Origin of the sequence: Nocardia grenadensis NBRC 108939, from assembly GCF_001613445.1 — a bacterium.
Classification (GTDB): Bacteria; Actinomycetota; Actinomycetes; order Mycobacteriales; family Mycobacteriaceae; genus Nocardia; species Nocardia grenadensis.
Genome location: NZ_BDCJ01000013.1, coordinates 156,968 through 177,035, shown reverse-complemented (window position 1 = coordinate 177,035; position 20,068 = coordinate 156,968). Strand labels below are relative to the sequence as shown.

22 protein-coding genes are annotated in these 20,068 nt (G+C 68.0%); 17 read left to right on the top strand and 5 right to left on the bottom strand.

What is annotated here, in order from left to right:
• Positions 1–9: 9 nt before the first annotated feature.
• The 10 genes from ybeY (at position 10) to NGR01S_RS16820 (ending at position 8,966) form a co-directional block, all read left to right on the top strand.
• Entirely contained in the window at positions 10–579 is a 570-nt protein-coding gene (gene ybeY / locus NGR01S_RS16865) for an rRNA maturation RNase YbeY (RefSeq protein ID WP_030523158.1), read from the top strand.
• A 5-nt stretch (positions 580–584) separates the two neighbouring features.
• Positions 585–1,907: a hemolysin family protein gene (locus NGR01S_RS16860; protein ID WP_063037995.1), complete on the top strand. Its 1,323-nt coding sequence runs from the start codon at positions 585–587 to the stop codon at positions 1,905–1,907.
• A complete protein-coding gene (locus NGR01S_RS16855) occupies positions 1,900–2,250 on the top strand; it encodes a cytidine deaminase-like protein (protein ID WP_063037839.1) in 351 nt (116 codons plus the stop codon). Before NGR01S_RS16860 ends, NGR01S_RS16855 begins: the two co-directional genes overlap by 8 nt.
• Positions 2,243–3,157 carry a GTPase Era gene (gene era / locus NGR01S_RS16850; RefSeq protein ID WP_063037837.1) on the top strand — a complete coding sequence of 305 codons (915 nt, stop codon included), beginning with the start codon at positions 2,243–2,245 and terminating at the stop codon, positions 3,155–3,157. The genes NGR01S_RS16855 and era overlap by 8 nt, the downstream gene beginning before the upstream one ends.
• 319 nt (positions 3,158–3,476) lie before the next feature.
• Complete coding sequence (locus tag NGR01S_RS16845) at positions 3,477–5,069, top strand: sensor histidine kinase (RefSeq protein WP_084481201.1); 1,593 nt, start codon at positions 3,477–3,479, stop codon at positions 5,067–5,069.
• Positions 5,066–5,485, top strand: a complete 420-nt coding sequence (locus tag NGR01S_RS16840; protein ID WP_198165423.1) for a roadblock/LC7 domain-containing protein — start codon at positions 5,066–5,068, stop codon at positions 5,483–5,485. Before NGR01S_RS16845 ends, NGR01S_RS16840 begins: the two co-directional genes overlap by 4 nt.
• Positions 5,482–5,841 (top strand): DUF742 domain-containing protein, encoded by a 360-nt coding sequence (locus NGR01S_RS16835; protein ID WP_063037835.1) that lies wholly within the window; start codon positions 5,482–5,484, stop codon positions 5,839–5,841. Before NGR01S_RS16840 ends, NGR01S_RS16835 begins: the two co-directional genes overlap by 4 nt.
• Entirely contained in the window at positions 5,822–6,451 is a 630-nt protein-coding gene (locus NGR01S_RS16830; RefSeq protein ID WP_063037833.1) for a GTP-binding protein, read from the top strand. The genes NGR01S_RS16835 and NGR01S_RS16830 overlap by 20 nt, the downstream gene beginning before the upstream one ends.
• Entirely contained in the window at positions 6,448–7,731 is a 1,284-nt protein-coding gene (locus NGR01S_RS16825; RefSeq protein ID WP_063037831.1) for a cytochrome P450 family protein, read from the top strand. Before NGR01S_RS16830 ends, NGR01S_RS16825 begins: the two co-directional genes overlap by 4 nt.
• Positions 7,728–8,966, top strand: coding sequence for a cytochrome P450 family protein (locus NGR01S_RS16820; RefSeq protein WP_063037829.1), 1,239 nt, complete (start codon positions 7,728–7,730; stop codon positions 8,964–8,966). The genes NGR01S_RS16825 and NGR01S_RS16820 overlap by 4 nt, the downstream gene beginning before the upstream one ends.
• An 83-nt stretch (positions 8,967–9,049) precedes the next feature.
• On the opposite strand, the gene NGR01S_RS16815 is transcribed toward NGR01S_RS16820, so the two are convergent.
• Entirely contained in the window at positions 9,050–9,928 is an 879-nt protein-coding gene (locus NGR01S_RS16815; protein WP_063037827.1) for a LysR family transcriptional regulator, read from the bottom strand.
• A gap of 107 nt (positions 9,929–10,035) precedes the next feature.
• Between NGR01S_RS16815 and NGR01S_RS16810 the strand changes: the two genes are divergently transcribed.
• From NGR01S_RS16810 to NGR01S_RS16795, 4 genes are all read left to right on the top strand, one after another.
• Entirely contained in the window at positions 10,036–10,545 is a 510-nt protein-coding gene (locus tag NGR01S_RS16810) for a cupin domain-containing protein (RefSeq protein WP_063037825.1), read from the top strand.
• 85 nt (positions 10,546–10,630) lie between these two features.
• On the top strand, positions 10,631–11,440 hold the full coding sequence (gene recO / locus NGR01S_RS16805) for a DNA repair protein RecO (RefSeq protein ID WP_063037823.1): 810 nt from the start codon (positions 10,631–10,633) through the stop codon (positions 11,438–11,440).
• A 313-nt stretch (positions 11,441–11,753) separates the two neighbouring features.
• Positions 11,754–12,569 carry an isoprenyl transferase gene (locus tag NGR01S_RS16800; protein WP_174551710.1) on the top strand — a complete coding sequence of 272 codons (816 nt, stop codon included), beginning with the start codon at positions 11,754–11,756 and terminating at the stop codon, positions 12,567–12,569.
• Positions 12,566–12,991, top strand: coding sequence for a CesT family type III secretion system chaperone (locus NGR01S_RS16795; protein WP_030523144.1), 426 nt, complete (start codon positions 12,566–12,568; stop codon positions 12,989–12,991). Before NGR01S_RS16800 ends, NGR01S_RS16795 begins: the two co-directional genes overlap by 4 nt.
• 5 nt (positions 12,992–12,996) lie before the next feature.
• On the opposite strand, the gene NGR01S_RS16790 is transcribed toward NGR01S_RS16795, so the two are convergent.
• Positions 12,997–13,650, bottom strand: a complete 654-nt coding sequence (locus NGR01S_RS16790) for a TetR/AcrR family transcriptional regulator (RefSeq protein ID WP_063037821.1) — start codon at positions 13,648–13,650, stop codon at positions 12,997–12,999.
• Positions 13,651–13,753: 103 nt separating this feature from the next.
• Between NGR01S_RS16790 and NGR01S_RS16785 the strand changes: the two genes are divergently transcribed.
• Positions 13,754–14,734 (top strand): hypothetical protein, encoded by a 981-nt coding sequence (locus NGR01S_RS16785; RefSeq protein ID WP_063037819.1) that lies wholly within the window; start codon positions 13,754–13,756, stop codon positions 14,732–14,734.
• A gap of 79 nt (positions 14,735–14,813) precedes the next feature.
• On the opposite strand, the gene NGR01S_RS16780 is transcribed toward NGR01S_RS16785, so the two are convergent.
• Positions 14,814–15,257 carry a Fur family transcriptional regulator gene (locus NGR01S_RS16780; protein ID WP_245664635.1) on the bottom strand — a complete coding sequence of 148 codons (444 nt, stop codon included), beginning with the start codon at positions 15,255–15,257 and terminating at the stop codon, positions 14,814–14,816.
• A 3-nt stretch (positions 15,258–15,260) separates the two neighbouring features.
• Positions 15,261–15,614 carry an ArsR/SmtB family transcription factor gene (locus NGR01S_RS16775; protein ID WP_030523140.1) on the bottom strand — a complete coding sequence of 118 codons (354 nt, stop codon included), beginning with the start codon at positions 15,612–15,614 and terminating at the stop codon, positions 15,261–15,263.
• Between the two features lie 275 nt (positions 15,615–15,889).
• On the opposite strand from NGR01S_RS16775, the gene NGR01S_RS16770 reads away from it, so the two are divergent.
• Together NGR01S_RS16770 and NGR01S_RS16765 are read left to right on the top strand one after the other, a co-directional pair.
• On the top strand, positions 15,890–17,275 hold the full coding sequence (locus tag NGR01S_RS16770) for a glycine--tRNA ligase (RefSeq protein ID WP_063037989.1): 1,386 nt from the start codon (positions 15,890–15,892) through the stop codon (positions 17,273–17,275).
• A 137-nt stretch (positions 17,276–17,412) separates the two neighbouring features.
• Positions 17,413–18,090, top strand: a complete 678-nt coding sequence (locus NGR01S_RS16765) for an MBL fold metallo-hydrolase (protein WP_063037817.1) — start codon at positions 17,413–17,415, stop codon at positions 18,088–18,090.
• A 298-nt stretch (positions 18,091–18,388) separates the two neighbouring features.
• Here NGR01S_RS16765 and NGR01S_RS16760 read toward each other — a convergent pair whose 3' ends face one another.
• On the bottom strand, positions 18,389–19,291 hold the full coding sequence (locus NGR01S_RS16760) for a cutinase family protein (RefSeq protein ID WP_084481230.1): 903 nt from the start codon (positions 19,289–19,291) through the stop codon (positions 18,389–18,391).
• Positions 19,292–20,068: the final 777 nt, after the last annotated feature.

Here is a 20,068-nt window from a genome sequence, read left to right as displayed (position 1 = left end):
GCTGACCAGGTGAGTATCGAGATCGCCAACGAGTCGGGTATGGAAGTGCCCGAAGAAGACCTGGTGGGCGTCGCCCGGTTCGTGATCGACCGGATGGACGTGCACCCGGCCGCCGAACTGTCCATGGTGCTGGTGGATCTCGATACCATGGCCGATCTGCATATGCGGTGGATGGACCTGCCCGGCCCCACCGATGTGATGTCGTTCCCGATGGACGAACTCGAACCCGGTGGCCGGCCGGACAGTCCCGAGCCGGGTCCATCGATGCTGGGCGATATCGTGCTGTGTCCGGAATTCGCCCTGGACCAGGCCGCCAAGGCCGGTCATTCCCTCGATCACGAACTCGCCCTGCTCACCGTGCACGGTGTGCTGCATCTGCTCGGTTACGACCATGCGGAACCGGCCGAGGAGAAGGAGATGTTCGCCCTGCAGGGCCGGTTGCTCGAACAGTGGTACGAGGAGTTGCGGGAGGCGCAGCGGCGGGCCGAACTGGCCGCCCGGGACGCCCGTCTGCTGGGCAAGACGGGGTTCGCGGCCCCGGAGGGCGACCGCTCGTGGCCGGGTGACGCGCACGCGTGAACGAGATGACCCTGCTGCTGGTCGCCGTCTTGCTCGCTGCCGTAGGTGGTGTCTTCGCCGCGGTGGACTCGGCCCTGAACACGCTGTCCCCGGCCCGGCTCGACGATATGGCGCGCAGCGACCGTCCCGGGGCGGTACGGCTGGGCCGGATCGTGGACGACCGGCCGCGTTACGTCAATCTTATGGTGCTGTTGCGCATTCTGTGCGAGATCACCGCGACCGTGCTGCTCGCCGCCGCGCTGAGCAGTTTCCTGGACAGCGGGTTGGCGCTGCTGGTGACCGCGGTGGTGATGGTGCTGGTCTCCTATGTGGTGATCGGAGTGGGGCCTCGCACCCTGGGGCGTCAGCACGCGTACAGCATCTCGCTCGCGGCGGGGCTGCCGCTGCAGTTCATCGGCGCCCTGCTCGGCCCGGTGAGCCGGCTGCTGATCCTGATCGGTAACGCGATTACGCCGGGTAAGGGGTTCCGCAACGGCCCGTTCGCGTCGGAGATCGAATTGCGCGAAGTGGTCGATATGGCGCGGGAACGCGGTGTGGTCGCCGACGACGAGCGCCGGATGATCCAGTCTGTGTTCGAACTCGGTGATACCGCCGCGCGTGCGGTGATGGTGCCGCGGACCGAGATGGTGTGGATCGAGGCCGATAAATCGGTGGCGCAGGCGATGTCGCTGGCGGTGCGTAGTGGGCATTCGCGGATTCCGGTGATCGGGGAGAACGTCGACGATATTCTCGGCGTCGTCTATCTGAAGGACCTGGTGCCCTACGCCGACCGCGGGCGCAGTGTCCGGGTGCGCGAGGTCATGCGGGACGCGGTGTTCATGCCCGATTCCAAACCGCTCGACGATCTACTCGACGAGATGCAGCGGCGGCGCAACCATATGGCGCTGCTGGTGGACGAGTACGGCGGTATCGCCGGTCTGGTGACCATCGAGGATGTGCTCGAGGAGATCGTCGGGGAGATCGCCGACGAATACGACACCGACGAGACACCCCCGATCGAGGAGATAGAACCGGGCCGGTTCCGGGTGTCGGCGCGGCTGCCGATCGCCGATCTGGGTGAGCTGTACGGGTTGCCGATCGACGAAGAGGAAGTCGACACCGTGGGCGGGCTGCTCGCGCACGAACTGGGCCGGGTGCCGCTGCCGGGCGCGGAGGTCGTCGCGCACGGGTTGGAGTTGCGCGGTGAGGGCGGCGCCGACGCGCGTGGGCGGGTCCGGGTGCACACCGTGGTGGTGGGCCGGGCGCCCGAGCACAATACGGAGACCGATCCGGGACCGGCGCGGGAGAACCCGTCCGCCCGGCACGACAAGGGAGCAGCCGATGAGTGAACTGGATGCCGAGGACAACAAGTTGCTGGTGCTCGCCCGGGGCGCGCTCGGCCGCACCGGCGGGGCGGCGGGAGCGGCGATCCGTGATACCGACGGGCGCACTTACGCCGCCGGTGAAGTCGGGTTGCAAACGTTGCGGCTCACGGCCCTGCAGTCCGCGGTCGTGGCCGCGATCTCCAGCGGCGCGGAGGGGTTCGAGGCCGCGGTGGTGATCGGCGGGAAGTTCGCGGATGCCGGGGTGGCCGCGGTCCGCGAGGTGTCCGCCGGAGCGAAAATCATTTTCGCCGATGCCTCGGGCGCGGTGTTCGATATCGCCGAGGGTTACGAGGCGACCGATGCCTGACCCCACCGAGGGTGAGTTCCGTTCCGGTTTCGTCTGTTTCGTCGGTCGGCCCAATACCGGTAAGTCGACGCTGACCAATGCGCTGGTGGGGGCGAAGATCGCGATCACGAGTTCGCGGCCGCAGACCACCCGGCACACCATTCGCGGTATCGTGCACCGCGAGCACACCCAGCTGATCCTGGTCGACACCCCCGGGCTGCATCGCCCCCGGACGTTGCTCGGGCAGCGGCTCAACGATCTGGTGCGCGACACCTACTCCGAGGTGGACGTGATCGCGCTGTGTATTCCCGCGGACGAGAAGATCGGTCCGGGGGACCGCTGGATCGTGCAGCAGGTGCGGCAGATGGCGCCGAAGACGACGCTGCTCGGTGTGGTGACCAAGATCGACAAGGTGGGCAAGGACCAGATAGCGCGCCAACTGATGGCGGTCTCCGAGCTGCTCGGGCCGGAAACCGATGTGGTGCCGGTATCGGCCACCAAGGGGGAGCAGGTCGAGGTCCTGGTGGATGTGATCGCCTCCCGGATGCCGCCGGGGCCGGCGTTCTATCCCGACGGTGAACTCACCGACGAACCCGAGGAAACCCTGATGGCCGAACTCATCAGGGAGGCTGCGCTGGAGGGGGTGCGCGACGAACTGCCGCATTCGCTGGCCGTGGTGATCGAGGAGATCCTGCCGCGCGAGGAGAACGAGGGCATGCTCGACGTGCACGCGCTGCTGTATGTGGAGCGGCCGAGCCAGAAGGCGATCATCATCGGCAAGGGGGGTGCCCGGCTCAAAGAGGTCGGGACCAATGCGCGCAAACAGATCGAGCACATTCTCGGCAACCGAATCTATCTGCATCTGCATGTGAAGGTCGCCAAGGACTGGCAGCGCGACCCCAAACAGCTGGGCAAGCTGGGGTTCTGAGGGTCGGTCGGCGTATCGGAACCCCGCTGTTCGAGGTGGATTTCCGGACGGTCGCGGCGGGTTTCGCCGCGCCTCGCGTCGTCCGGCGGCACCGGATCTGCCTGCCTGTCGGCACCCACTCGGGCACGGAACGTTAGCTGAGGTTTAGCTTCTTTGAGTAGCGGAGGTTGGACTAGGCCGATATGCTTCGGCCCGTACCCGAATCCGCCGGGGTGAAACCATTCTGCGTCCGACGATTCGGTAACGGGCACGATGTGGTGCCATATGCGGGCTCGGGTTTGGGTCGGCAGGACCAAGCGCGAGCGGGGGGACCCGACTTATGTACGAATCAGCGCCGGCGACCTCGGCATGGGCGGCGGGCCGCAGACAACTGGTGGCTCCGGCGCTGGCCCTGGGCGTCTCGGTCACGCTGGGGATCGGGCTGCTGGCCGCCGCCATACTGTCGGTCGCGCCAGGGGACCGGATGGTCACCGCCGTCTGGGTTTCGATACCCGTGGTGGCGGCCTGTACCGCCGTCGCCACCGCCGTCTACTTCCGTGGTCTGATCACCGCCGAGCAGCGCCGCGCCGCCGAAGCGCTGGAACTGCTCGCCCGCAGCGAGCAGCGGGCCGCGGTCGCCGAACAGGCGGTGGCGGCGGAGACAGAGGTCAGCGCGACCAGCGAACGCCGCCGGTTGGCGGCCATCGCGGCGCTGGCGAATGCCGCCGGCCGGATGCAGGCCATGACCACCAGCATGCTGGCGAATCTGCAGGAGCTGGAACACCGCTACGCCGATCAGGCGGTACTCACCGATCTGCTCGAAATGGACCATGCCACCGCCCAGGCCGGACGGCTCGCCGACAGTATCGCCATTCTCAGCGGCGCCCGTACCGGCCGGCGCTGGGCCAAACCGATCGTCATGGAACGTATTCTGCGGGCCGCGATCGGCCGGGTCGGCGGCTATCAGCGGGTGCGGCTGCGGGCGATCGTCGATATCGCCATTGCCGGGCACGCGGCCGAGGGCGTGATCCACGCACTGTCCGAACTCGTCGACAATGCCTGCCGGTTCTCCCCGCCCACCACCGAGGTGCATATCTACGCCGCGGAGATCCCGGCCGGCCTGGTGGTGACCATCGAGGACAGCGGCCTGGTGATGAGCGAATCGTCGCTGCAGCGGGCCCAGCTCACCGTTTCCGGCGCCGAGGGGGACGCGGCGGAGGGGCTCTCCTCGCTCAATGGCACCCGGTTCGGTCTCGCGGTCGTGGGGCGGCTGGCGCGTAAACACGGTCTCACCGTCAGCTACCGGCCGTCCGCGATAGGTGGGACCGCGGCGGTCGTGATGATCCCGCGTGAACTCACCGCCCGGATCGAGCCGCCGGCCACCCCGGCTCTGCCGACCGGTCGTTCGGCAGACCAGGCCGGGCTTCCACCGGGTGCCGGGGACGCACTCGATTCCGGTCCGTTCGCCGTGATTCCGGAAACCGGCGCGCGGTACCGGGCCGCACCGGCGGAAACCGCCGCGGCCGCCGCGGACCGTGCCCGGTACAACGACACGAACCAGTCGACGCCGCAGTATGTTTCGGGTCGGCACGGTGTCCCGCAGCACAGTTCCGGCGAATTCCCCGCGGTGGCCGCCGCCGAGACCGAAGCGACCGCCACCACCGTGCTGCCCAAACGGCGCCGGGGCAGCACCCTGGCCGCCGCACATCCGGGGGGTCTGCCCGATCCCGACTCCTTCGAGGGCGCCGCCACGCACGATCCGGCTCCGAAGCGCCGGTCGTCGGCATCGTCGCTGGGAGCCTTCCAGCGGGCGGTCACCGGCCGTGCCGGGGAGGACGGCCGGCCCTTCGGCGGACCGATCCAGTCGCCCGGCAGCGGCGCCGCGCGACCGTCCCGGCACTCCATGACAACCGACTGGGAGAACGATCGATGACGATGACATCGGATCCAGCGCAACTGGATTGGCTGTTGCAGCGGCTGCTGAGCGAAACCGCCGGCGCGCGGCACGCGGTGCTGCTGGCCGCGGACGGTATCCAGATGTGCCATACCGCGGGACTTTCCATGGACCAGGCCGACCGGCTCGCCGCGATCGCCTCGGGGGTGCAGGCGCTGGCGGGTAGTGCCTCGGCCGAGTTCGGGAACGGCCGCGGCGGGGTCCGCCAGTCGATGACCGAGTTCTACGGCGGCATCCTGTTCATCGTCGGTGCCGGCGCGGGCGCCCAGATCGCGGTGCTGGCCGACGACGACGCCGACGCCGGTCTGGTCGGCGCCCAGATGGCGGCGCTGATCGAGCAGGTCGGGGAGTATCTGTCCGCACCGCCGCGAGGGAGTCGAGCGAGGCTGTTGTGAACCGCCCCGGCCGCGACGACGAACCCGACCGTTTCTACACGCTCACCGGTGGTCGCGCCGCCCCCGCCACCGACGAATTCGATCCGGTGACCCTGGTGGTCAGTGAATGCGCGCCCGCTCCGGCCATGCAGTACGAACACGCGGCGATCCTGTCCATGTGCCTGCAACCCACCGCGGTGGTGGAGATCGCGGCCGAACTGCGGCTGCCGATCGGTATCGCGACGGTTCTGGTCGCGGACCTGCTGGATGCGGGCAAGGTCACCGTTCGCCATCCCGAAATCGATACGGGCCCTTACGGTGACACGTTCGATATCCACATGCTCGAGAAGGTGCTAGTTGGACTCCGTAGCCTATGACGACCGCCCCACGCGCGCCCGGGCGCCACTGAGCAGTTCGGTGCGGCACGCCCTGAAGATCGTCGTCGTCGGCGGCTTCGGGGTCGGTAAGACGACCATGGTCCGCGCGGTGAGCGAGATCCAGCCGCTGGACACCGAGGCGGTGATGACCAACGCCGGTATCGGAGTGGACGATCTGTCCGGGGTGACGGGCAAATCGACCACCACCGTCGCCTTCGATTTCGGCCGGATCAGCCTCGCCGACGAATATGTGCTGTACGTGTTCGGCGCGCCCGGTCAGGAACGGTTCTGGTTCCTGTGGGACCGGTTGTTCACCGGGGCCCTGGGTGCGGTGGTGCTCGTCGATCCGCGCCGGATCAGTGATTCCTGGTACGCGATCGACCGGCTGGAATACCAGGGCACCCCATTCGTGGTGGCCTGCAACTCCTTCGAACCGATCCCGCCGGCGCTGGACGAGGTCCGCGACGCGCTCGATCTCGATCCGCACGTGCCGATGTTCGCCTGTGACGCGCGCTCGCGGGCGTCCGGCAAACAGGTGCTGATCGGTCTCGTCGAACACCTCATCGAGCGGCAGGCCCCACCCGCGCCGGCACCGGAGGTCCGAGCGTGACCCGTCCGGCCTACAACACCGGGATATCGCCGGGCGGTTGCCCGGTCGGCCCGAGCGGGGCGGTCGCGCTGGACGGTCCCGGTTTCCACTCCGACCCCGCTCTTCTCTACACCCGGATGCGGTCCGAGTTCGGACCGGTCGTCCCGGTGGAGCTCATCGGCGGTATCCCGGCGTGGCTGGTGATCGGCTATCGGGAACTGCACCAGGTGACCACGGACGGGTTGCTGTTCCCGCGGGATTCGAGCCTGTGGAACCAGTGGTCGGTGATTCCTCCGGATTGGCCGCTGCTGCCCATGGTCGGTCGGCCACAGCCCGGCATCTATTTCACCGCCGGTGCCACGCACGCCCGGCATGTGAGCCTGGTCGAACCGGCCCTGGAATCGGTGGACCCGTTCGCGTTGCGTACCGCCTGTGAACAACTCGCCGACGGGCTGATCGACCGGTTCTGCGGCCGCGGGTACGCGGACGTGGTCACCGAATTCGCCGAGCTGCTCCCGGTTCTGACGCTGGCGTGGATCATGGGCGTGTCGGAATCGGACGGCCCGTATCTGGCGCAGACCATGCAGACGCTGTGCGACGGCGGTCCGGAAGCGCCCGCCGCCTACCAGCGGTTCGTCGAGTACATGCAGAAGCTGCTGGCGCAGAAGAAGGCCGCGCCCGGGCAGGATCTGGTGTCGCGGATGCTGGCGCATCCCGCACCGTTCGCCGACGAGGAATATGTGCTGAACATGCAGTCGGTGATGGCCGCCGGCCATCTGCCGACCGCCGACTGGATCGGTAACTCCATCCGCCTCATGCTCGTCGACGACCGGTTCGCCGCCGCGTTCGGCGCCGCCCGGCACAGTATCGGCCAGGCGATGACCGAGGTGTTGTGGGAGGACACCCCCACCCAGATCCTGGCCGGTCGTTGGGTTTCGCGTGATACCCGGCTCGGTGAAGCCCTGGTGCGCCGCGGCGATATGTTGCTGCTCGGTCTGGCCGCCGCGAACGCCGATCCGCATATCCGCCAGTATTCCGGTGATGGCGCCGAACCCGCCCATTCCGGCAATGCCGCACATTTCGCCTTCGGCCACGGCGAATACCGCTGCCCGTATCCGGCGCAGCAGATCGCCGAGATCATCGCGCGGACCGGGATCGAGGTGCTGCTCGACCGGCTGCCCGACCTCGACCTCTCGGTTCCGGCCGCGGCCCTGGTCCGCCGGCCCTCGCCGTTTCTGCGCGGATTCACCGCGCTCCCGGTCGAATTCACACCCGTTCCCGCCGTTGGAGGTGGCTCGTGAGCCAGCAATGCCCGCACACCGCGGCCCTGACCATCGATCCGATGGTCGCCGATCTCGCGGGGGAGACCCGCGCCCTGACCGAGGGTCCGGCACTCACCAGGATCGAACTGCTCGGTGCGCCCGCCTGGACCGTCACCCGGCATAATCTGGCCCGGCAACTGCTCACCGACACCCGCCTGGTGAAGGATCGCACGCACTGGAATCTGTGGCAGTCCGGCGCGGTGACCCGGGAGTGGCCGTTGATCGGCATGATCGACGCCGGACGTTCCATGTTCACCGTGGACGGCGCCGAACACCGCCGACTGCGGATCAAGACCACCCGGGCCCTGGCACCGCGCCGGCTGGGTGAGCTGCGACCGAAGATCGAACAGTTCACCGCCGAACTCCTCGACGACCTGGCCGCCGCGGGCGCCGGAAATGAGGTGGTCGATCTCAAGCAGATCTTCGCCTATCCGCTGCCGATGCGGGTGGTCAGTGAGCTGATGGGGGTACCGCGCTCGGATCACACCATGTTGCTGGAGTCCTACAAGGCGTTCTTCTCGCTGCTGACCCCGCATGAGGAGCGGATGCGGGTCTTCGCCGAACTCGACGACTACTACACCGGTCTGATCAAGGAGAAAACCGTCCGGCCCGCCGACGACCTGACCTCGGACTTCATCCACGACGTCGCCGAGGGCGAAACCCCGCTCACCGAGGCGGAGGTGCACGGCAACCTGAAGGCCCTCGTGGCCGCCGGACACGAGACCACGGTCAGCCTGATCATCACCACCGTCCGCGCCCTACTCGGTCATCCCGAACAACTGGCGGCGATCCGGTCCGGTGACCGCACCTGGGCGGAGGCGATCGAGGAAACCCTGCGCTGGGACGGTCCGGTGATCCATCTGCTGATGCGTTTCGCTACCGAGGACATCACCGTCGACGATTTCACCATCGCCAAGGGCGACGGCGTCGTCATGTCCTATCGCGCGATCGGCCGGGACCGGTCGCTGCACGGCGCGGACGCCGACACCTACGACATCACCCGCCCCACCGCCAACCGCAATATCTCCTTCGGCTACGGCCCGCACATCTGCCCCGGCGCGGCGCTGGCCCGGCTCGAGGCGTCCATCGCCGTGCCCGCCCTGTTCGACCGGTTCCCGGATCTGCAGTGCGCCATGCCGCTCAGCGAGATCGGCAACCTGCCCGTTCTCACGCAGAACGATCCGGCGGCGTTCCCCATTCGGCTGGGGAACTAGAACGCCGGTCGGGCGCCATCGGGCCTCGATACCGGATCCGGTCGACTGTCGAGCGGACTACGCGAGGTCGCGATGCGGCTCGGTCAGGTATTCGTGGTCCGGTGGAGCGCGTCGAGCAGATGTCGCAGGGCCGGCCCCGGTGGTCGGGGCACGACGGCGAGCGATGTCGTCACCGACAGATCGGTGAGGGGCCGGATCGCAATCCGGTGGACGGTCGGCAGCGCGGCCACCTCGTAGAAGACCGTCCACGACGGTGGGCCGACAGCGATATCGGCGAGGGTTTGCTGGAGCGTGGTGAACGGCGGGCCCACGGGGGGGGCGATCCCCGCGGCCCCGCACGCTTCGGTGACCAGATCGTGAAAAGGCGGGTTGGCCTCCCGGGCAGCCAGGCGCAGCGGGAGGTGCCCGAGCCGGTCGAGCCGCAGCCGGGACGAGTCGGCGAGCGGGTGGTCGGCCGGGAGCGCGACGTACAGCGGATCGGTCCATACCTCGAGCGCTTCGAGGCCGGCCGAGGGACGTAGGGCGCGCACCAGCGCGGCGTCCAATTCCCCGGACCGCACCGCGGCGAGTCGTTCGGCCGGTGCCAGTCGCCGGGGCCGGACCTGCAGTCGCGGCGCGATCGCGGCCAGTGTGTTCAACGCGCGATACAGTCGATCACCCGGTACGTGCAGGGTGCCCAAGCGCAGTGTGCCGTCGTCGCCGGCCGCGATATCCCCGGCGACGCTACGCATCCGCCGCGAGGCCGCGAGTACGAGCCGTGCCTCGTCCAGTAGTCGGTCGCCCGCCCCGGTGAGCCGGACATGCCGGGTCGATCGGTCGAACAGCAGAACCCCGAATTCTCGTTCCAGCCGCGCTATCTGCTGGCTCACCGCGGACTGGACGATATTCATGCGCCGGGCCGCCCGGCCGAAGCCGCCCTCCTCGGCGACGGCCACGAAGTACTCGAGCTGCCGCAGTTCCACCGCGCCTCCATTGATCTGGATTCGTGATCACTGCCCGGCACAACTGCGTCTGGTTCGCGCTTTCTTCCCCGTGTGCACTGGAAGCAACAGTGAACAAAGGAGACATCATGCCGGACCACATCCCCGACGCCCTGGTCGTACCCGGTGCGACCGCGGAAATCGTGGACCTACCCCAAGGCGGGGCCTTCCATCTGCTCGCCGACGCCGTCGACACCGGCGGCGCGCTGGGCGCGAACCGGCTCACCCTCGGCGCCGGTGCGGACGGTGCCGCGCCGCACTACCACGCACGGTCCACGGAGCTGTTCTACGTGCTCACCGGTATCGCGGAGTTCTTCCTCGACGGCACTCCCACAACCGCTCCCGCGGGCAGTCTCGTCGTGGTCCCGCCGGGTATGCCGCACGCATTCGGCGCCGCACCGGGATCGCCGGTCGACCTGCTCATCGTCCTCACCCCCGGTGTCCAGCGGTTCGGGTACTTCCGTCAGCTCGGCCGGATCCGGCGCGGACACGCGGACTTCGACAGCCTGCTACCGGAACAACAGCGCTACGACGTCCACTTCCTGCCCGCGACGACCTGGCGCCACCCGGCTACGCAGGCGCGTTCCGAGTCCGCGTAGCCGGGTGGCACCGGGCTCACGGCGTGGGTGCGGTCGAGCGGGGCGGCTCGAGGCGGCGAGGCCGGACACGTGCAAGACTGGTCGCGTGCGTTTGTACCGTGACCATGCCGTCGTGCTGCGCCAGCACAAGCTGGGCGAGGCCGACCGGATCGTCACGCTCCTCACTCGGCAGTACGGTCTCGTGCGCGCCGTGGCCAAAGGGGTGCGCCGCACCAAATCGAAATTCGGGGCCCGGCTCGAGCCGTTCGCCTACATCGACGTGCAGCTGCATCCCGGTCGCAGCCTCGATATCGTGACCCAGGTCCACACCGTCGAAGCCAACGCGTCCGCCATCATCGCCGACTACGGCCGATATACCACCGCCTGTGCCGTACTGGAGACCGCCGAACGACTGGCCGGCGAAGAGCGCGCCCCCGTTCCCCGCCTGCACACCCTCACCGCGGGTGCCCTGCGCGCGATCGCCGAAGGGCAGCGCCCGCACGAACTGGTCCTCGACGCCTTCCTGCTGCGTGCCATGGACTACGCCGGCTGGGCCCCCGCCGTCGACGAATGCGCCCGCTGCGCCACCCCCGGCCCGCATCGCGCGTTCCATGTGGGCGCCGGCGGAGCGGTCTGCGTCCACTGCCGCCCGCCCGGCGCCGTCACCCCCGCCCCCGCGGTCTTCGACCATCTGCTGGCACTGCGCCACGGTCGCTGGGACCGCGTCGAGGCGATCCCCGAATCGGGCCGCCGGCAGGCCAGCGGACTCATCGCGGCCCACCTGCAATGGCATCTGGAACACAAACTGCGCACCCTCCCGCTGGTGGAACGCAGCGGTAGCGTACGCCGCATCGGAAATACCGACGAAGAACTGCGCATGGTAGATCAGGTCGCCGGTGCGGCGGGCCCAGGGTAGTGGTGAATCGCCCGGCTCGCTCCGAAGAGGCCACGCACTCGTCGAGGAAACCGCTGCCTCACCCTCGAGAGCCGAATGCGGACCCGGAGATCGACCCCGACGTAAACGCATGGGTCGAGTTCTGCGAGGCACTTCAAAGGGTTGAGGCCAGTCTCGCCGTTCAGGCCTCGAAGCGCACGCGATGTGCGGTGGGCCATCCGTAGAGTGCGACCATCGAGCACCTTGGGCCAAGGTTCGAGGCCTGAACGGCGAGGCACTGGGGGCCTCGACCCCGCGCGCGCCAGCGCGCCATAAACACAGCTAGTCTTTGGACGTGATCCTGCGTCGTGACACCACCGGTTCGGACGTGCCCGCGTCCGATACCGTCCGTACCATCCGACCGCCGTCACCGCACCCTTCCGGGGCCCGCCCGCCGGAGATTCCCGCGGAGCTGGTCCCCAGGCATGTCGCGCTGGTGATGGACGGTAACGGGCGCTGGGCGCAGGAGCGTGGGTTGCCGCGTACCGCGGGCCACGAAAAGGGCGAGGCCGTGCTCATGGACACCGTCGAGGGTTGTATCGAGATCGGTGTGAAGTGGTTGTCGGCGTATGCGTTCTCCACCGAGAACTGGCGGCGTAGCCCCGACGAGGTGCGGTTTCTCATGGGGTTCAACCGGGATGTGATCCGGCGACGGCGCGACGAGATGCATGAGATGGGGGTGCGGGTGCGCTGGGCGGGGCGGCGGCCGCGGCTGTGGCGCAGTGTGATCCGCGAGTTGGAGACGGCGCAGGAGCTGACCAAGGACAACACCGTGATGACCTTGACCATGTGCGTCAACTACGGCGGCCGGGCCGAGATCGCGGATGCGGCACGGGAGATCGCGCTCCGGGTGGCGGCCGGGGAGATCGATCCGGAGAAGGTCGGTGAGGATACGATCGCCCGGTTCCTGGACGAGCCTGAGATGCCGGATGTGGATCTGTTCCTGCGGCCGTCGGGGGAGTTCCGTAGTTCGAATTTCCTGATCTGGCAGTCGGCGTACGCCGAGTTCGTCTATCAGGCGACCTTGTTCCCGGATTTCGATCGGCGCAATCTGTGGGAAGCCTGTCTCGAGTACGCGCGGCGGGATCGCCGGTTCGGAGGTACCAAATGAGCGGCGAGGCCGAATCGGGTGCGCTGGCACCGGATCTGGAGTTGCAGGCCCGGGCGGGTGCCGGACTGGGGCTCTACGATATCGACGTCCGGGTCGACAACGACGGTTCCCTGCGTTTCGATTTCCAGGGAGCGTTGTGTTCGCTGAGCGCGTTCACATTGACGCCGGGCCTGGATGTGCTGTCGCTGACGTGTGTGCTGGCCTGGGACCGGCCGCTCAAACCGCAGTTGCACAAGCGGGTGGCCGAACGGAACGCGTCGTTGCAGTTCGGTTCGATCGCGCTGATCGCGCACGACAAGCTCGCCGATGTGATCCTGCGCTACACCTTCCCGGCGGCCGGCCTGGACGATATGGCGTTGACGACGATGTTGCTGCTGGTGCTCGGTGGCGCCGGGGAAGCGCGCAAAGGTCTACTACCCTGACGTGATCAGGCCGGGTCGGCGGCTGCCGTGGAACCGGCCGCCGACCGGGGGCGGCGGCTTTCCGGATCGCCGTACGGGAACAGGATGTCCACACCGCGCAGGTACTGGTCCCGGACGAGATCTCCGAGCAGCAGATTTTGGAGCACGTATCCGGGGAGTAGCCCGAATAGCGCGGCGGCGACCGCGTCCACGTCGGCATCCGGCGGTAGCCATCCGGCCGCGCGCATCCGTTCGGCGTATTCGTGCCACATTCCCCGGATGCCCGCCAGGGTCCGGCGCACGGGTGCGGCTGCCTCTTCGTCGATGAGGGCCAGTGACCAGGCCTGCGGCGCCAGCCGTATCCGGCCCTCCGGGCCGCTCTGGGTGTCGATCCATTCCGTCATCCGCGCGATCAGTTCGGCCGGGGTGGGGAGCGGGTCGCTCTGGATGACGGCCGTCATCTGCGCGCGGATATCCCCGGCGGCGGTCGAGGCGAGCGCGATGACGAGTTCGTCCTTGCTCTTGAAATAGCGGTAGACAGCACCTGCGGACAGTCCCGATTCGGTGAAGACGTCCTGCATGGAGCTCTGGTGGAAGCCCTTGCGGACGAAGCAGATACGGGCGGCGTCCAGGATCTGTTGCCGGCGGCGTTCCAGGTGTTCGTCACTGACTCGGGGCATACGTCCAAACTAAAACGAATGTTCGTTCTTGACAAGGTATGCGGGTGATGGGACCGTGAGTGCATCTAAAAAAACGAGCCTTCGATTTTCTGGGGAGAACGTCATGAACGTCATCCAGCGCGCCGTGGCACTCGGGGTGGGCGCGGCCCTGCTGCAAGCGTTGATGCTGATCGCTTTCGCGTGGCCGGCGACGAATATCGCGCCCCGGGAGCTACCGCTCGCCGTCGCCGGTCCGCAGGCCGCGATGGTCGAGGCCCGGCTGACCGGCCAGAATCCCGGCGCGTTCGAACTGACGGTCGTGCCCGACGAAGCGGCGGCGCGTGCGGCCATCGGCGACCGCGAGGTCTACGGCGCGATCGTGACCGGGGGTGACGCGCCGCGGGTGCTGGTAGCCTCCGGCGCGGCCCCCGCGTTCGCCCAGCAGCTCGCCCAGATCGGCCAGCAGATGTCCGGCGCGCCGGCCGCGCCGGTGGACGATGTCGTCCCCGCCGACCCCGACGATCCGCGCGGAGCGGGTTTCGGTGCTATGGCGCTCCCGCTGGTCATGGCCGGTATCGCGGGCGGTGTGCTGCTGACTCTGCTGGTGCCTGCCGCCGGCGGCCGTGCACTCGGGGCGCTCGTATTCGGTATCGCCGGTGGTCTGCTGAGCATGCTCGTCACCCAGACCTGGCTGTCCATCGTTCCCGGTAACTATCTCGCGCTGTCGGTGGTGGCCGGGCTGGTCTCCTTCGCGGTCGCCGGTACAGTCGCCGGGCTGGCCACCGTGATCGGCCGGGTGGGTATCGGTATCGCCGCCCTGACCATGCTGCTCATCGGCAACCCGTTCTCCGCCGCCACCGCCGCTCCGGAACTGCTGCCGCAACCGTGGGGCGCGATCGGGCAGTTACTGCCCCCGGGCGCCGCGGCATCACTGCTCCGCTCGGTGGCGTTCTTCGACGGAGCGGGCGCGCAGCGGCCGCTGCTGGTGCTGCTGGCGTGGGCCGGGTTCGCCCTTGTGCTGTTCGGTATCGGGGTGATCCGCGATCGTGCCCGGGTCGAGCCGGTGCCAACGGCCGAACCGGCGCCGGTGCCGGTCACCGCGTGAGCCGCGAACGGGATACGTCGAAGGCCGCTACCACCCGGTGGTAGCGGCCTTCGCCGTGGTTCGGAGGTGCTCCGGGATGCTAGCCCCGGCCGGCCGCGGAGCAGGAGTGGCAGGTACCGAAGATCTCCAGCGTATGGCTGACTTCGGTGAACCCGTGGCTGGAGGCGGTGCTGGCCGCCCACGCCTCCACGGTCGGACCGGCGACCTCGACCGTGCGGCCGCAGTGGCGGCACACCAGATGGTGGTGATGACCGGTCGAGCACTGCCGGTAGACCGATTCGCCGTTGTCGGTGCGCAGCACATCGACCATGCCGGCGTCGGCCAGTGACTGCAGTGTGCGGTAGACGGTGGTCAGTCCGATCCCCTCGCCGCGCCGGCGTAGCTCGTCGTGTAGCTCCTGAGCCGACCGGAACCTGTCGATATCCTCCAGTAGCGAGGCGATCGCGTTGCGTTGCCGCGTGGTGCGAACACCGACTGCTCTCTGTGTGGCGGTCCCTTTGTCGGTGACCAGGTTCTCGGACACGAATTACCCTTCTTCTTCGGCGTGCGCTACTGCGTCGACCACGATATGCGCCAGATGGTCGTCGACGAGTTCGTAGAGGACCTCCCGGCCCGATCGCTCACCATGTACCACCCCGGCCGATTTGAGAATCCGCAAATGTTGGCTGACCAGCGGTTGTGTAACGCCGAGGGCATCCACCAGCTCATGCACACAGCGCGGCGACTCCCGCAGTTGTAGCACGATGGCGATGCGGACGGGTGCCGCGAGTGCGCGCAGCAGTTCTCCCGCGTTCTCCAGCACGGTCCGGGTGGGTATTGGGACCGGCGCGGGGGAGCGGTAGGGATTGTGCTGCCCGGCGGCGGCAGTGTCGGTTGTCATCGTCCACTCCTTATTGGAAACCGGTCCCATTTTGATATGCATGGGTATGCATGTCAAATATCCATGCCGATGCGCACGCGAATCGTGCTCGCACGGGCCCGCCGACAGTACTGCGGGCGCGGGCGGGCTGCGGCTGGGCCCGGCCCATGGGCACCTACTAGGCTGTACCCGATCAGCCGCGCACGGCAGAGCAGCTACCGTGGGCAACTGCGATCACGTAGCCCGATCCGGGCAGCGTAACTACTGGCGATTCGTAGTGGATGGAGAATTCTCGCGTGGCACCCAAGTCGAAGGTGGACACCGTTGCCAACCTCGCCAAGCGCCGGGGTCTGGTGTACCCGTGCGGTGAGATCTACGGCGGTACCAAATCGGCGTGGGACTACGGTCCGCTGGGCGTCGAACTCAAGGAGAACATCAAGAAACAGTGGTGGCGCTCAATGGTCACCGCTCGCGAGGACGTGGTCGGCCTCGACTCGTCGGTGATCCTGCCGCGCCAGGTCTGGGTGGCCTCCGGCCACGTCGAGACCTTCTCCGATCCGCTGGTCGAGTCCCTGCACACCCACAAGCGCTACCGGGCCGACCATCTACTCGAGGCCTACGAAGCCAAACACGGCCACCCCCCGGCCAACGGACTCGCCGATATCAATGACCCGGAAACCGGCCAGCCCGGCAGCTGGACCGAGCCGAAGAACTTCTCCGGCCTGCTGAAAACCTTCCTGGGCCCGGTGGACGACGAAGAGGGCCTGCACTACCTGCGCCCGGAGACCGCACAGGGCATCTTCGTGAACTTCGCGAACGTGATGACCACCGCGCGCAAGAAGCCGCCGTTCGGTATCGCCCAGATCGGCAAGAGCTTCCGCAACGAGATCACCCCCGGTAACTTCATCTTCCGCACCCGCGAGTTCGAGCAGATGGAGATGGAGTTCTTCGTCAAGCCCGGCGAAGACGCCGAATGGCACAAGTACTGGATCGACACCCGCTTCTCCTGGTACACCGACCTCGGTATCGACCCGGAGAACCTGCGCCTGTACGAGCACCCGAAAGAGAAGCTCTCGCACTACTCGGCCGGCACCACCGATATCGAGTACCGCTTCGGTTTCCAAGGCGGTGAATGGGGTGAGCTGGAAGGTATCGCCAACCGCACCGATTACGACCTGTCCACGCACGCCAAGCACTCCGGCGCGGAACTGAGCTATTACGACCAGACCACCGAGGAACGTTACGTCCCCTACGTGATCGAGCCGGCCGCCGGTCTCACCCGGTCGCTGATGGCGTTCCTCGTCGACGCCTACGCCGAGGACCAGGCCCCGAACGCCAAGGGCGGCGTGGACACCCGCACGGTATTGCGCCTGGATCGCCGTCTCTCGCCGGTGAAGGCCGCGGTGCTGCCGCTGTCGCGCAACGCCGACCTCACCCCCAAGGCCAAGGATCTCGCCGCCCGGCTGCGCCGGAACTGGAACGTCGAGTTCGACGACGCCGGCGCCATCGGCCGCCGCTACCGCCGCCAGGACGAGATCGGTACCCCGTTCTGCATTACCGTCGATTTCGACACCCTCGACGACCAAGCGGTCACGGTGCGTGAACGCGACACCATGGCACAGGAGCGGATCGCCCTGGACCAGGTCGAGGGCTACCTGGCGCAGCGCCTGCTCGGCTGCTGACCGCGCTCCTTCCGCTCCGCGCCCTTACCGCCGCCCCGATCGGGGTAGCTCCTGAGCGGGAGCGGAAGGCCTCGGGTACCGCGCGAGCAGCCGGGAGTCGGCCGGAAACCCGTCCGGGTCCTCGCTAGCATCGGGGTGTGATCACCATCGATACCACCTACACCGGCCATGTCTCACCGGGTTCCGCGCCGCAGCGCCGTGAGGTCCCCGGCGCCCGGGTGACCAAGATGTCGGTCGGCCCGATGGACAACAACACCTACCTCGTCCAGTGCACCGCCACCGGAGCCGCCCTGCTCATCGATGCCGCCAACGAAGCCGACCGGATCCTCGAGCTGATCGAGCAGGAGACCACCGACGGAGTCGGCCTGATCGTCACCACCCATCAGCACGGCGACCACTGGCAGGCCCTCGAAGCCGTCGCCGCCGCCACCGGTGCCCCCACCGCGGCCCACGCCCTCGACGCCGACCCGCTACCGGTGATCCCGCAGCGGATCCTGGCGGAAGGGGATACGGTCACCGTCGGTGACCTCGACCTCGAGGTGATCCACCTGGTCGGGCACACCCCGGGGTCGGTGACCCTGGCCCTCACCGATGGTTCCGGTCGCACCCACCTCTTCACCGGAGACTGCTTGTTTCCGGGGGGAATCGGGAAAACTTGGCGCTCAGAGGATTTCACGACTCTGATCGAGGGCGTGTCCACCAAACTGTTCGACCGTTTCGGCGACGACACCGTCGTGTATCCCGGGCACGGTGACGACACCGAACTCGGCGCGGAACGGCCTCGGCTGGCCGAATGGCGCAGCCGGGGTTGGTGACCCGTCCGGCGGTTCTGCCGTGTTCGCCGGGGCCGCCTTCGCGGATGCCGTGAAGTTCCGGTGGTCGAGGTCGGTGATCGCTGCCGCTGTCCCCCGCGCCGACCGTATCGAATTCGCCGAGTCCGGGCGATGGGGCCACCGGCGCCGCGGTTCGGCCGAAGGAAACGACGCGGCGGCGACACCCGCGAATGTGGAACCGGCGGACCGGCCGTGGTCCGGCGACCAGGAGTCGGTCGCCGGACGGCGGGCCGCCGTTTCGGGAGCGTGTGCCCGGCCCCGGCGCGTGCGGGGCCGGGCGTCAGGACAGTTCGACGAGCTTCTGTCGCAGCCAGCTCAGTGTGGTGACACCACCGGCCACCTGGTAGCCCGGGTAGCTCTGGTGGATGCCGGATTTCACGAAATCGTCGACTTGCTTCTTACGCTCTTCATAAGCGTTGTTGTTGAGCTGGTCGTGCAGCAGGCCGAGTCCACCCGCCGCCAACGCGTCGTTGAGCAGCTGCATGCCGAGGGTCTGGTAGTTGCCGAGCTGGCTGGGGTCGGCATTGGAGACCTGGGCGAAGAACCCGGCGATTCGGGCGGCGAAATCGCCGTCGGGGGTCGAACAGTACAGGTCGCCCACTGCGCAGAAGGTGTAGGTGCGGTTGCTCAACCAGCCGAAACCGGTCAGCCGGGGGCCGCCGGCGCCGGCGCCCTGTACCGGTGGGCCGATGAGGTTGTCGAGGGGGGAGCGGCGCGGGTCGGCGATCAGGCCGACCAGGCCCACCCGGTCCGGGGGGACCACGCCGAGCCCGGTGCCAATCTCGGAGGCGAGGTCACCGGCGGCATCGGCGCCCTGGCTGTAGCCGAGCAGCGCGAATCGCGTGTTTCCGCAGCGTCGCGCCACATCGGAGATCAGTCCGCGGGCTCCGGAGATCGCCTCGTTCTTGGAGCGACCGTAGACCTCGCCCTCCCATGGGAAGGCGGTGGCGGTGTAGGCGACGTAATCGGTGTGGGCGTTGCCCGGTAGGCCGTCGGCGGCCAGGGCGAGCATTCCCTTGCCGGGGTCGGACTTCGACGTCTCCCAGGTGCCCGGGATCGCGACCACATACAGGTCGGGGCAGTTCGCGGGCGCCGCGTGGGCCGTCGTGGCCACGGCGGGCGCGAGGACCGACGCGAGGATTACCGCCATACCGGCGGTGGCGCTCTTCCATCGAGAAAACATCGTGTGCTCCATGTGCTCACCGAGACGGCCACCGGCCGTTCACCTGTTCCCAGGATTCCCAAAACAGTCGACGGGCATGCCACGCCTTTGTGGTGTGACGTGTGGGTGCGAGTTCGTCGACCCCGATGGATGGATCAGAGGCACTTCAGATCTCGCCGAGGGATAGCCAAGCACATCGGGGCCCGTTCCGAAAGTCGAATCTACCGGTGTTCGGCCCTGATCAACGGGATATTCACCGTCGGGCGGCGCTGTGCTGTGAAATCCGCCCGCTCACGGTGGTTTCGGTGCCCGGGTCGGTGTGCCGCGGTCACCGCACCCGCGGCGGTCTCGGGTCTTCGCGCGCCCGGCCCCGTTGTCCGCCGACGCGACCTGGGCAGTAGGCACGGTATGACGGTCCGGACCGGGGAAATCGCTACCGTACTCGACTGGAGTTCCCGGGGCGTGGCGGACGCGCTCGGCGCGTGTGGACGAGGCCCATGAAGCGGCTCTGTTCCCTCGGAAGGAGGGTCACTGATAACGATTCGGGCCATAAGAAGTGCCCGTCCGACCGGGCGACGGGTGTCTGCGCCCTCCGGTTCACGCCCCCCGCGGTGCCGCCGATCCGTCCGCGATCACCTGACCAGCCCGAATCTCGAATCCTCGCGTTACGGCGAGGTATGGCACCCGGGCTCGCGCGGTGTCCGGGGCTCGGAAGGTGCCTGGCAGACTTGTGTCGTGACTTGGACGCCAGTGCGTACACGACCGGATTCGCGTGCCGACTCCGGTGCTGCGCGCGGG

What these genes read in the sequence shown, in the direction of transcription:
- NGR01S_RS16775 (WP_030523140.1), bottom strand. Translation starts at nt 15,614, where the DNA reads ATGACAACCGACACTGCCGCCGCCGGGCAGCACAATCCCTACCGCTCC.
- NGR01S_RS16785 (WP_063037819.1), top strand. Translation starts at nt 13,754, where the DNA reads ATGAACGTCATCCAGCGCGCCGTGGCACTCGGGGTGGGCGCGGCCCTG.
- NGR01S_RS16840 (WP_198165423.1), top strand. Translation starts at nt 5,066, where the DNA reads ATGACGATGACATCGGATCCAGCGCAACTGGATTGGCTGTTGCAGCGG.
- NGR01S_RS16760 (WP_084481230.1), bottom strand. Translation starts at nt 19,291, where the DNA reads ATGTTTTCTCGATGGAAGAGCGCCACCGCCGGTATGGCGGTAATCCTC.
- NGR01S_RS16855 (WP_063037839.1), top strand. Translation starts at nt 1,900, where the DNA reads ATGAGTGAACTGGATGCCGAGGACAACAAGTTGCTGGTGCTCGCCCGG.
- NGR01S_RS16795 (WP_030523144.1), top strand. Translation starts at nt 12,566, where the DNA reads ATGAGCGGCGAGGCCGAATCGGGTGCGCTGGCACCGGATCTGGAGTTG.
- NGR01S_RS16810 (WP_063037825.1), top strand. Translation starts at nt 10,036, where the DNA reads ATGCCGGACCACATCCCCGACGCCCTGGTCGTACCCGGTGCGACCGCG.
- NGR01S_RS16860 (WP_063037995.1), top strand. Translation starts at nt 585, where the DNA reads ATGACCCTGCTGCTGGTCGCCGTCTTGCTCGCTGCCGTAGGTGGTGTC.
- era (WP_063037837.1), top strand. Translation starts at nt 2,243, where the DNA reads ATGCCTGACCCCACCGAGGGTGAGTTCCGTTCCGGTTTCGTCTGTTTC.
- NGR01S_RS16790 (WP_063037821.1), bottom strand. Translation starts at nt 13,650, where the DNA reads ATGCCCCGAGTCAGTGACGAACACCTGGAACGCCGCCGGCAACAGATC.
- NGR01S_RS16845 (WP_084481201.1), top strand. Translation starts at nt 3,477, where the DNA reads ATGTACGAATCAGCGCCGGCGACCTCGGCATGGGCGGCGGGCCGCAGA.